At 45.0% G+C, this 10902-nt stretch carries 15 protein-coding genes; 13 read left to right on the forward strand and 2 right to left on the reverse strand.

Annotated elements, in window-relative coordinates; translation table 11 throughout:
• Positions 1–15 precede the first annotated feature (15 nt).
• Positions 16–162 carry an XdhC family protein gene (locus tag B3182_RS09240; protein ID WP_292752535.1) on the forward strand — a complete coding sequence of 49 codons (147 nt, stop codon included), beginning with the start codon at positions 16–18 and terminating at the stop codon, positions 160–162.
• Complete coding sequence (locus B3182_RS09245; RefSeq protein ID WP_292354281.1) at positions 163–789, forward strand: nucleotidyltransferase family protein; 627 nt, start codon at positions 163–165, stop codon at positions 787–789. It begins immediately after the preceding gene.
• Here the strand turns inward: B3182_RS09245 and B3182_RS09250 are convergent.
• Together B3182_RS09250 and B3182_RS09255 are read right to left on the reverse strand one after the other, a co-directional pair.
• The gene (locus tag B3182_RS09250; protein WP_292354283.1) at positions 786–1517 is read right to left on the reverse strand and encodes a Crp/Fnr family transcriptional regulator; all 732 of its coding nucleotides are present in this window, start codon (positions 1515–1517) and stop codon (positions 786–788) included. The genes B3182_RS09245 and B3182_RS09250 overlap by 4 nt on opposite strands.
• Positions 1518–1816: 299 nt before the next feature.
• Positions 1817–1981 (reverse strand): DUF1328 domain-containing protein, encoded by a 165-nt coding sequence (locus B3182_RS09255; RefSeq protein ID WP_292354285.1) that lies wholly within the window; start codon positions 1979–1981, stop codon positions 1817–1819.
• Between the two features lie 212 nt (positions 1982–2193).
• Here B3182_RS09255 and B3182_RS09260 point away from each other — a divergent pair, with 212 nt between their 5' ends.
• The 11 genes from B3182_RS09260 to B3182_RS09310 all read left to right on the forward strand — a co-directional run.
• Positions 2194–2379, forward strand: coding sequence for a hypothetical protein (locus B3182_RS09260; protein WP_292354287.1), 186 nt, complete (start codon positions 2194–2196; stop codon positions 2377–2379).
• A gap of 79 nt (positions 2380–2458) precedes the next feature.
• The gene (locus B3182_RS09265) at positions 2459–2728 is read left to right on the forward strand and encodes a DUF883 family protein (protein WP_292354289.1); all 270 of its coding nucleotides are present in this window, start codon (positions 2459–2461) and stop codon (positions 2726–2728) included.
• A gap of 48 nt (positions 2729–2776) precedes the next feature.
• Positions 2777–3211, forward strand: coding sequence for a phage holin family protein (locus B3182_RS09270; RefSeq protein ID WP_292354291.1), 435 nt, complete (start codon positions 2777–2779; stop codon positions 3209–3211).
• A 76-nt stretch (positions 3212–3287) separates the two neighbouring features.
• Positions 3288–3644 (forward strand): hypothetical protein, encoded by a 357-nt coding sequence (locus B3182_RS09275; protein WP_292354293.1) that lies wholly within the window; start codon positions 3288–3290, stop codon positions 3642–3644.
• A gap of 41 nt (positions 3645–3685) precedes the next feature.
• Positions 3686–3877 carry a YjfB family protein gene (locus B3182_RS09280; protein ID WP_292354295.1) on the forward strand — a complete coding sequence of 64 codons (192 nt, stop codon included), beginning with the start codon at positions 3686–3688 and terminating at the stop codon, positions 3875–3877.
• A gap of 126 nt (positions 3878–4003) precedes the next feature.
• Positions 4004–5392, forward strand: coding sequence for a sodium:solute symporter family protein (locus tag B3182_RS09285; RefSeq protein ID WP_292354297.1), 1389 nt, complete (start codon positions 4004–4006; stop codon positions 5390–5392).
• A gap of 25 nt (positions 5393–5417) precedes the next feature.
• Complete coding sequence (locus B3182_RS09290; RefSeq protein ID WP_292354299.1) at positions 5418–5678, forward strand: hypothetical protein; 261 nt, start codon at positions 5418–5420, stop codon at positions 5676–5678.
• A 32-nt stretch (positions 5679–5710) separates the two neighbouring features.
• On the forward strand, positions 5711–5956 hold the full coding sequence (locus B3182_RS09295; protein ID WP_292354301.1) for a hypothetical protein: 246 nt from the start codon (positions 5711–5713) through the stop codon (positions 5954–5956).
• Between the two features lie 146 nt (positions 5957–6102).
• Positions 6103–7398: a TolC family protein gene (locus B3182_RS09300; RefSeq protein WP_292354303.1), complete on the forward strand. Its 1296-nt coding sequence runs from the start codon at positions 6103–6105 to the stop codon at positions 7396–7398.
• Between the two features lie 4 nt (positions 7399–7402).
• Entirely contained in the window at positions 7403–8629 is a 1227-nt protein-coding gene (locus tag B3182_RS09305) for an efflux RND transporter periplasmic adaptor subunit (RefSeq protein ID WP_292354305.1), read from the forward strand.
• Between the two features lie 9 nt (positions 8630–8638).
• Positions 8639–10902: efflux RND transporter permease subunit (locus B3182_RS09310; protein ID WP_292752495.1), on the forward strand; the 2264-nt coding region annotated here is incomplete at its 3' end.

Raw genomic sequence — 10902 nt, forward strand, 5'->3', positions numbered from 1 at the left:
CTGGAAATTGAGCGATTGCATGGACCAGTAGGTTTATCGATTGGCAGCCGAACACCGCCTGAAATTGCTATCGCCATATTAGCCGAGCTAATTCAGCTAAGACGATCAACAATGGTCAGAAAGCCATTCAGGGCTGAAGAAGTTCAATCTGTCTGTAATTAAATGAATCAGCAAAGGGCTCCCACCGGGATCATTCTGGCCGCTGGACAATCATCACGTTTTGGTGCGGACAAACTGTTACATGAGCTAACGATAGCGAACAAAAGGCAACTATTGATTCAACATACGCTGCAATTGTGGTGTTCTGTGTTTGATGAATTATGCATTGTAATCCGGCCGGATAATCTGTTGTTAAAAGAGGCAATTATTAGCTGGTCGGATCAACAGCATGAAAAAATTAATCTGATTGAAGCCGAGCAGGCAATGTCTGGCATGGGCCACAGTCTTAAAGCCGCCATCTCCGCAACAGCGGGAGCTGGTGGCTGGGTCATCGGTTTGGCCGATATGCCACTAATTCCACACGCCGTATTACGGCAGATTTGTGAGAGCTTACAGCAGGGTGCCGGCATTACGGCACCCTATTATGATGATCAACGTGGTCACCCGGTGGGATTTAATAGCGTTTATAAAGATGAGCTGATGGCGTTAGAGGGTGATACAGGTGCCAAAAACCTGTTACAGCGAGAAGTGGATAAGATTCACAAAATTATGACAATTGAAAGAGGGGTGTTAGCTGACGTTGATTCCATCGATGATGTGACTGTTATCGAGCGTTTAGGTAGGGTTTAGTCTTCTCTGGCCCAGTTGGAATGACTTTCTAAATAATTACGATCAAACCCGGAAATATCTATAAGACCTTCCAGATCCAGAATATGAATATCGCCATTATTCGACTCAAGTAACCCCTCATCACGCAGTACTTTAAAGGTACGACTTACATGTACTGAAGACAGGCTTAAGGTATCACCAATAATCGTTTGATTCATGGGTAATTCAAATTTGTCAGCTTCGACATTGAGCCTTACTTTCATCTCCACAATAAAGTGAGCCAGCCGCTCAACGGCGCTGCGTCGGCCGATATTAATGACCCGCTCAATCAGCATGGATTGCTCTCGGGCAAGGATCAAAAAAAACAAATCGGTCAACCGAGGCGCTTGATCGAAAATTTCAGTCAGACGCTGGCGTGGAAACGGGCAGGCTCTTACTTCCGTCAATGTACGGAATTCTGAAAGGTTTCGATCAAAACTGATTTCACGCAGACCTAGAATCTGGCCTGGCAGGAAAATATCCAATACCTGACGTTGTCCATCGGCAAGTGTGCGCATGGCACAGGCCCAGCCTGACTGGAGAGTGAAAAAACGTTCGGCTTTGCCGCCTTCTATAGCCATTGGCTGATCGGCCTCAAAATTTCGGGGATCTTTTTCCAATGCTTGTAACAAACTGATTTCATGTTGGTTGAGATCAGCGAATTTTTGAAACTGATGAACTATACAACTCTCAGTCAAAGGTGAGCTCATAAGCGTTCCTAATATCAACATAAGATAATATGATGGGGATGAAATATACCCCGGAAATATGCGAAGTCAATCTAATAAATTAGCGTTAATCCAAAAAAAAGACACCACCCGAAAAACGGGCGGTGCCAAAAGGTAACCATCTAACAATTTGGTGAGCATAGCCTACCAAATAAATTAAATGGCTGGGGTGACTTTATCTCATTTCGATCCTGCGCTATTACTAGGATCAGATTTATAATCTAACCCTTATTTTTTGTATTATTTATTTAAATTTTTAAATCGTTGGAGATTGGGTTAAGTTAAAGTGGTGGTCTACGGCCGGTGATAAAAAATATCAGTGCAAGCACCAAACCGATCACAAATAGAATCCATGCAATACTGCTTGCAGTTCCTGCAACACCACTTAAGCCTAAAACACCGGCAATAATTGCAATAATAAGAAATGTTAACGCCCAACTAATCATGGTATGTCCTTGTTAGAGTTGAATGGAGTTACACCATAGGATTTTTAAAAAAAAAGCTCCTTAACACAGGTTAAAGCGAAATTTAACTCAAAAAGTTAGCTTGAGAGTACACTTGAAAAAGTGAATCGAAAGATGTTTCACTGATTCAAAATTTATAATCAATTTATACACTTTTTACGATGTTTAATTTCTTTAATATGAGGTAAATGATTATGTTCCAAAATACCGATTCAAATTCATTTCGCTTTTTATCCAAAGTCTTGTTAATGGCTTTTGTTTTATCTGGTGCAGGTTTTCTCACAGCGTGTGAGGATCAAGGTCCAGCAGAAGAAGCAGGTGAGGCCATCGATGAAAGCGTTGAAGAAAGTGGAGACGCAATAGAAGAGGCAACCGATTAATTTTGAAGTAATCGGGTTAACACCGGTGTCTAAGATATAGCGGTATCAATCAGTAAAACTAATTCAAGGAGATAGTCAAATGGCAACTCAAGCTAGTAATCAGGAACTTCAGGAACAACTGGATAACTTACGTAAGGATTTTGCAGAAGTTACAAAGACGTTAAGAGAGATGACCTCCGCTTATGCCAAAGAGAGCCAGGACCGTGTTAAAGTCGCAGCAGGACAAGCACAGGACCAAGTGAAAGAGTCGTTTGGCAAAGTCCAAAGCGAAGTAGAGAGCCACCCTTACAGTAGTATGGCTGTCGCCTTTGGTGTTGGTTTGGTTCTCGGTAAAATTTTGGATCGGTAATTCCATTCCCATCTCAACTATAATGGAAACAAGCCACAGGAGAAATATATGGGCTGGCGATCAAGAGTACAAATTAATACTGTCGCGCTAGCAGTAGCAACACTGCTAGGCATATTTGCCCTTGGCTTCGCTGGTTTTGCTGTTTATCTTGCGTTATTGATTCATTATCCACCAGATATTGCTGCCATCATCACCGCGGGTGGTTATGTGTTAACTGCCATACTGGTGATGTTGGTAGCAAAGTTTGCTGTTTACCGCACAAAACAAGCATCACCAAGTTTCCAGACCTCCAATAAACCCGATGTAGATGATTTGGAGAATGTGCTGCAAGCAGTTATTACTCCTGCGCTCAGCAAGTTTGTACATCAGCATCCTGGTAAATCGGTTTTAGCGACTTTACTTGCCGGGTTGGTTGTCGGTTACAATGAGGATACGCGTAATAAGGCAAAAGACGTATTTAAGCGTTTCTTTGAAGAAAAATAATGCTTTTCTGACCCGCTAATTCGCTGGTCATCAAAAGTTATTAACATTCAGTTCATTGACGTCAGGCAGGTGTGCTGTGGGAAAAAAACTGAATCGTACTGCTGGTAAAGTGCGGATTGAAGCGTTGCAACACCAGCGTAAGGAACGGATTAGCAAGGCGGGTCTGTTACTTGAAAGATGGGGACAGCAGGATAGAATGCCGGTAACTGGTGAGCTGGAACTAAGTGAAGTCGATCCTGAATTTATAGAGGATCAAATGACAGCAGAAGTGCTCAGTTCATTAACGGCTGAAAAAATGCGTATTGTCCGCCAACATTGGTCTGCAGGTCACTCAGCTGCTGAGATTGCTGAGATGGAAGATCAGCCACGAAATGAAATACGGCAGGTGTTGGGGTTTGTTGTAGAACAAATTGCCGATAAAGTTTTGAAATAAGCTGCCGATATAGCATTTAGATAAGTTTTTAGGGAGGCATAATGGATACAACAAATGTTGCTGCAATGGCAAGTCAGTTGTCCGTTCAGCAGTCTGCCCAGCAACAAATGGTTGCGACGCTTAAACTCAGCAATGATCAGATTGAGGCCCAAGGCCAGGCGGTATTGAAGTTACTGGATGCAGTTCCAGTGCCGCAGGGAAATTTAGGCAATATCATTAACGTGAAAGTATGACAAGAAGTTAACGCTACATACTACAAGTTTAATTAAAACCACCCCAGACATTGTGCTCGGGTGGTTTTTTAATGCCTGAAAAACACGTAAGCTTCTACCAAACTTCATTTTCTTGGATAAGTGGATATGGAAACCCTTGTTGTAATTATTTACCTGTTTTTTGTATTGCTTATAGGCTTGTGGGCCGGACGGGGCATAAAAACCATGCACGAGTATGCTCTGGCAGGAAAATCTTTTGGCATGCTGGTGATATTTGCCACTTTATCGGCATCATTTATCGGTGGTGGTTTTTCCATGGGAAATGCTGAAAAGGTATTTCTGGTTGGCATCAGTAATATTGTTGCCTTATGGGACTTTAGCATAAAAGAAATTCTGGTCGCTCGATATATTGCTCCGCAAATGATGCGTTATCCAAATGCCATTTCAGTGGGCGATATTATGGATGAACATTACGGTAAAGGCGCTCGACTCTTCAGTGGTGTATTTTCGCTCGCTCTATGTGCGGGGATCCTTGGTGCCCAAATTGGTGCTATGGGGTATGTGTTTAACCTGTTTCTTGATGTTGATCGTGTGTGGGGTGTATTAATCGGTTGCGGCATCGTTATCGCCTATTCAACGGTTGGTGGAATGCGTTCCGTAGTCTGGACCGATATTATTCAATTTATCGTGCTGGCGTTCGGCATTCCCATGACATTATATTTTGGTTTACAGCATGTTGGCGGCTGGCAAGCCATGCAAAACAATTTACCTGCAACGCACTTTACCTTGCCCACAGAACCGTTGGCAGTTATTGCATTATTATCGTTATTTATGACTTTCATGCTGGGTGAAACCTTGGTACCACCCTATCTGCAACGGTTGTTAATTGGTAAAAGCAGTAAAGATGTTATTCGTGGGTCATTATTAAGCGGATTGTTCTCGATCCCATTTTTTGCCATCACCGGTTTGATTGGTTTAGTGGCATTAGCCATGCAGCCTTCTTTAGATGCTAATTTAGCGATGCCTTATGTCATTCAACAGGCTGTGCCACCAATCCTGCAAGGTATTGTGGCAGCAGCCATTGTGTCTATCATTATGTCTTCAGCAGATTCGTTTTTAAATTCGGCATCAATTGCCTTTAGTAATGATATTGTCAGGCCATTACGCAAAAAACCATTAACGGCTACAGTAGAATTAATGCTCGCTCGTGTGGTCACATTACTGGTGGGCATTGCTTCAATGGTTTTTGCTTTATCGATTGATAGCGTGATCGATATTCTGATTTATGCGTATAACTTTTGGGCGCCAACTGTATTAGTGCCTTTGACGATGGCGATTCTGGGCTGTTATGTAAGTCGTAAACGGTTTATTGCAGGAGCGGTGGCTGGAATCGGTTCTGCCATTGTCTGGAATGCGGTATTACAGCAGCCATGGCAGATTGATGCTTTGGTTGTTGGTTTTTTTGCCAACTTAATTGCCTTTACTTGCGTTGATAGACCGGCTGCAAAAGCCGCGAAACTGGCGGATGTTCAATAGCCAGACATTGCTAAGGAATAACAAGATGAAATTAACGATAACCTGTCTTCAACGACTACTGATATTACCGATACTGGCGGCTATGAGTAGTTGTGCTGCTTATAGTGTAGTCAACAGTGATCGTTATTCGGGATCATCCAGCGCAGTACCTGCTGAATATATACCCTCACCGGGTTTTTGCCGTATCTGGTACAAAAACCGTGCTCCCGATCAGCAACCGGCCCAGGGTGACTGTGAAATATTGAAACAGAATATTCCTGATAATGCCGTGTTGTTAAAAGGCTGACTTTAACGATGCAATCACGCTAGAATTGCTTTATGGTTAACCGCTTACGCATACTGACCGCTATCTTTGTTATCATCAATTTATTGATGGTCAGTGGCGTTACTGCGTCCGTTGCTCACCTCCCAGATGATCATTATTCAGCCCATTTAAGCATTGCGCATAGTCATGCTGATCACGACTATCAGCATGAGGATATTGATCATGATCATCATCTGCATCTGCACCTGGTTGCTGATTTAGTCAGTTATTCACTATTTTTTTCAGGCGCGGACGGCTGATGCCGTTGCCAACGCCACTAGCAGTCAGCTGGTTACTTTGTATTATTCCCCTCTGTTACCTCCCCCTAACGCTTAACTTCATAACGTTTTAAACAATTTAATGTTTAGCTGCTGGCTTTTCAGCTGGTGGTGTTATGGAGTTCATCATGAATTATCAAATAAATTCGCTCGCTGACAGGGTATTGATGCCGCTGTTGCTGACCTCTTTATTGTTGGCGGCGTCAGCCGTGCACGCAGATAAACAAACAAGTCTGAATCTGGCCACAGCGCTAGAGCGCACGTTATTACAAAGCCCGAGACTACAACAGTTTCCCTATCAGCAACGTGCACTCGAAGCGCAGAAGCTACAGGCTGGGTTGCCACCCAATCCGCAATTACAGGCAGATTTGGAAAATGTGCTGGGTACCGGCAATAGCCGGGGTCTTTCCGGTGCGGAATTCACTTTATCGTTAAGCCAGCTTGTTGAAATGGGCGATAAACGGCAAAAACGCGTCGATCTGGTCGATGCCAAATCCAATCAATTGCAACAGCAATTTGAGATCCAGCGTCTGGACACGCTTTCTGATGTGACCGCTAAATATCTGCAGGCATTAAGAATAGATGCTTTATTAAGCTGGAACCAGAAGCGTATTCAGATTGAGCAGCAGGCCCTGGAGGTTATACAAAAACGGGCTGCCGCCGGAGCGGTTGGTCAGGCAGATGTTTTACGTATGCAACTGTTGCTTGAACGTTCTGAATCCAGACAGCAACAGCTAAATGGACAACGCAAACTTGCTTATCAGCAAGTTGCAGCCAGTTGGGGAGAAGAAGTCGATTTTGCCGAACTGGAAGGGCAATTGAAGCAACTGCCAACTTTGCCAGAACAGAATACCTTGGAACAGGCCATTCTGCATTCCCCGGCCTTCTTACAGAGCCATAGCTTAATCCGCTTGCGTGAAGCCCAATTACGTCTGAGTGAAGCCAAATCCAGAGCTGATTTAAGCTTTGGCGCCGGTGTTCGACGTCTTGAAGGGCAAAACGATAATGCTTTGGTGTTCAGTTTTTCGATGCCGTTGCAGTTTTACGACCGTAATCAGGGCAATATCGCCGCCGCCCACGCGGACTATGAAGCCGGAATTTTGCAGCAACAGCTGACCCAAACTGAATCACGGATGGCTTTATTGGAAATCTATCAGGCCATGCTGAATAACCATCAACAAATTGATCGGCTACAAAAAACACTGACGCCTTTGACTCAGGAGCTGCTGAAACAAACCGAAACCGGTTATCAATCAGGCCAATACAACGTCTTGCAATGGATTGATGCGCAACGCGAAGCATTCACTGTTGAACGTGATCTGATTGAAGCACAAACCGCTGTGCATACCCAGTTACTTGAACTGGAACGGTTAACCGGGATGCCTTTAAGCCGATCAATCTTTACCGCCAGTTATCAGGAATAGTCCAATGAAATTAATCATCTTATTTTTTAGCCTGCTGGCACTGTCGAGTTCAGTGGTTCTAGCGGCGACCGATCATGCTCATAGTGAACCGCATGATCACGAAGAAACCTTGGAAGGACCGCATGGCGGAAGGTTATTGGAAAATGAAAACTTTGCGGTAGAAATAACCATTTATGAACAGGGCGTACCGCCGGAAATGCGGGTTTATGCCTATGAAAATGGAAAGCCAGTCGATCCTCAGCAGATCAATTTAACGGTAACCTTAACTCGGCTGGACGATGAACAGAATCTTATCGACTTTACGACCGAAGCTGATTATCTGTTAGGGGATACGGTTATAGACGAACCACATTCATTTGAAGTGGTTGTGGAAGCCGAATATCAGGGTAAGTCCCATCATTGGCACTATGAAAGTTTTGAAGGTCGCAGCACGATATCGGATCGCATGATAACGCTGGCAGGAATAGAAACTGAGTCAGCTGGACCACAAACCCTATCAATAACCAATTCCCTCTATGGTGTAGTCAGTGTAGCGGAGGACCGCCAGTATCGGGTGCATGCGCCGTACCCCGGCATTATTGAATCGGTGATGGTTAATACCGGCGATAAAGTCAAAAAAGGTCAGGTGTTAGTGACCGTGCGTAATCAAACCACTTTGCAAAACTACTCTATCCGCAGTCCGGCCAACGGTGAGGTCACCAGGCGTATGGCCAATGCCGGTGATCACACTGATATGGGCAGTTTGCTGGAAGTCAGTGATTTATCCCGAGTCTGGGTTGAGCTGTCGATGTTCCCAGCTGATATCGAACAATTACGGGTCGGTATGCCGGTCAAGGTAAAGGATTTACATCAACATGAATCAGCTGAGGGAAAAATTAGCTACATCTCTCCCAAAATGACCGGAGGTCACATTGCCCGGGCTCGTGCTGAAATTACCAATGCAGAAGGGCATTGGCGACCCGGTATGCATGTCAACGCTGAAGTGACAGTTGAACAATACCCTGCGGAGCTGGCAGTAAAACACAGCGCCATTCAAAGTTATCGGGATATGCCGGTGGTGTTTGTCCAAAATGGCAATACTTTTGAAGTCAGAATGCTCACGTTTGGCAAACGGGGAGCGGACTATATCGAAGTGCTTTCGGGGTTAAAACCAGGCAGCCAGTATGTGACGACAAACAGTTTTCTGCTCAAGGCCGAGATGCTTAAATCCGGCGCCAGCCATGATCACTAGGAATTAAGCATGATTCATTCAATTGTACAGTTTTCAGTGTACCGCCGATGGCTGGTGCTATTCTTAACAATACTTATTGCCGGAGTGGGCGCTTACAATGTTTTCCAGCTTAATATTGATGCTGTACCGGATATTACCAATGTTCAGGTGCAGATTAATACCGAAGCAGAAGGTTATTCACCGTTGGAGGTTGAACAGCGAATTACCTATAGCGTTGAAAATGCTATGGCCGGCTTACCCAATCTCGATTACACCCGTTCTTTATCACGCTATGGGTTATCTCAGGTCACGGTGGTATTTGAAGAAGATACGGATATTTATCTTGCCAGGCAGTTGATAAATGAACGTCTGCAGGGAATTCGCAGTGAGTTACCTGTTGGCATAGAACCACAGATGGGACCGATCGCCACTGGTTTGGGTGAGGTGTTTACCTATAGTGTCCGCGCGAAACCGGATGCGTTGAAAGCCGATGGCACTGAATATACCGCAGAAGATTTACGCACCATACAGGACTGGATTATCCGTCCCCAGATGGTAAAAGTGCTGGGCGTTACTGAGATCAATAGTATCGGTGGGTATGAACGTGAATATCAGGTAGCCCCTGATCCAGCCAAACTGCTGGCCTACAAAGTCAGCCTGGCTGAACTGAGCGAAGCATTAATACGTAATAATCAGAATGCTGGTGCCGGTTATATTGAACGGAATGGCGAACAGTGGCTGGTACGTTCCCCAGGTCAGTTAACCTCTCTGGAAGATATTCGAAATGTCGTTATCACCAAACGTGATGACACGCCGATCCGGATAATGGATGTGGCCGAAGTATTTTACGGAAAACAGTTACGTACCGGCGCGGCGACCCAGGATGGAAAGGAAACGGTGTTAGGTACGGCTTTTATGTTGATTGGCGAAAACAGTCGAGTGGTCGCCAGAGCCGTTGCTGACCGCCTGGAACAGGTAAATCAAAGCTTGCCTGAAGGCATTGTGGCTGAAGCTGTATATGACCGGACCACATTAGTCGATAAAACACTCAAAACGGTACAAAAAAATCTGTTCGAGGGTGCTCTACTGGTCATTGTGGTGTTGTTTTTATTGCTGGGAAATATTCGGGCAGCGTTAATAACGGCGCTGGTCATTCCGTTAAGTATGTTATTTGCCATTACCGGAATGGTCAGTAACAAAGTGTCGGGCAATTTGATGAGTCTGGGAGCGATTGATTTTGGACTGATAGTCGATGGTGCGGTGATTGTGGTGGAAAATGCCTTGCGACGTCTGGGCTTGGCACAGCAACGTCTGGGCCGGTTATTAAGTTTGCAGGAACGCTTGGCGGAGGTGATTGAGAGTACCCGGGAAGTGTTTAATCCGGCGGTATTTGGCATGTTTATTATCATGCTGGTGTATCTCCCCATTTTTGCCCTCAGCGGTGTTGAAGGAAAAATGTTTCATCCCATGGCGTTTACCGTGGTGGCAGCACTAACCGGGGCTTTGATATTTGCGGTGACTTTTGTGCCAGCCGCGGTGGCGGTATTGATCACCGGCAGGGTAGCCGAACAGGAAAATCCAATTATGCGGGTAGCGCGGTGGATTTATCGTCCGCTGTTAAGCCTGTCTTTACGTCTGCCTTTTATAATTGTCTTACTGGCCACGTTGATGGTCAGTATCACGGTTTATTATGGTTCGCGTTTAGGTAGCGAGTTTCTGCCACAACTGGATGAAGGTGATATCGCTTTGCACGCATTGCGGGTCACTGGCACCGGACTTGAACAATCTGTGGCGATGCAAAATCAGCTGGAATCGGTAATAGCCGAGTTTCCACAGGTTAAACATGTGTACTCGAAAATTGGTACGCCGGATATTGCCACCGACCCGATGCCACCAAGTGTTGCGGATACCTTTGTTATTTTGCAACCCATCGAAAAATGGCCTGAACCCCAATTGAGTAAGGCGGAATTCCTGGCAGAATTACGAGAAACGGTTGAAGCAGTGCCGGGAAATCTCTATGAATTCACCCAGCCGATTGAAATGCGTTTCAATGAACTGATTGCCGGGGTGCGTGCAGACGTGGCATTAAGAATTTATGGCGATGACTTGGAGACGCTTTATCAACTGGGCGGTCAGGCTGAGCAAATGTTGTCTGGTGTCACTGGTGCTTCAGATGTAAGAATGGAACAATTGACGGGTTTACCGATGTTATCCATTGAACCACAACGTGATCATTTAGCTTTGTTGGGTTTGGATATCGCCAGTCTGCAGCAAAGCATTCAAACGGCGATTGG

The organism is Methylophaga sp. UBA4204 (assembly GCF_002379485.1).
In the GTDB taxonomy this organism is placed as follows: Bacteria; Pseudomonadota; Gammaproteobacteria; order Nitrosococcales; family Methylophagaceae; genus Methylophaga.

Excerpts from the sequence above, each read along its gene's own strand:
- B3182_RS09250 (WP_292354283.1), bottom strand. The coding sequence starts at position 1,517 with ATGAGCTCACCTTTGACTGAGAGTTGTATAGTTCATCAGTTTCAAAAA.
- B3182_RS09305 (WP_292354305.1), top strand. The coding sequence starts at position 7,403 with ATGAAATTAATCATCTTATTTTTTAGCCTGCTGGCACTGTCGAGTTCA.
- B3182_RS09255 (WP_292354285.1), bottom strand. The coding sequence starts at position 1,981 with ATGATTAGTTGGGCGTTAACATTTCTTATTATTGCAATTATTGCCGGT.
- B3182_RS09245 (WP_292354281.1), top strand. The coding sequence starts at position 163 with ATGAATCAGCAAAGGGCTCCCACCGGGATCATTCTGGCCGCTGGACAA.
- B3182_RS09290 (WP_292354299.1), top strand. The coding sequence starts at position 5,418 with ATGAAATTAACGATAACCTGTCTTCAACGACTACTGATATTACCGATA.
- B3182_RS09265 (WP_292354289.1), top strand. The coding sequence starts at position 2,459 with ATGGCAACTCAAGCTAGTAATCAGGAACTTCAGGAACAACTGGATAAC.
- B3182_RS09300 (WP_292354303.1), top strand. The coding sequence starts at position 6,103 with ATGAATTATCAAATAAATTCGCTCGCTGACAGGGTATTGATGCCGCTG.
- B3182_RS09295 (WP_292354301.1), top strand. The coding sequence starts at position 5,711 with ATGGTTAACCGCTTACGCATACTGACCGCTATCTTTGTTATCATCAAT.
- B3182_RS09280 (WP_292354295.1), top strand. The coding sequence starts at position 3,686 with ATGGATACAACAAATGTTGCTGCAATGGCAAGTCAGTTGTCCGTTCAG.
- B3182_RS09260 (WP_292354287.1), top strand. The coding sequence starts at position 2,194 with ATGTTCCAAAATACCGATTCAAATTCATTTCGCTTTTTATCCAAAGTC.
- B3182_RS09285 (WP_292354297.1), top strand. The coding sequence starts at position 4,004 with ATGGAAACCCTTGTTGTAATTATTTACCTGTTTTTTGTATTGCTTATA.
- B3182_RS09270 (WP_292354291.1), top strand. The coding sequence starts at position 2,777 with ATGGGCTGGCGATCAAGAGTACAAATTAATACTGTCGCGCTAGCAGTA.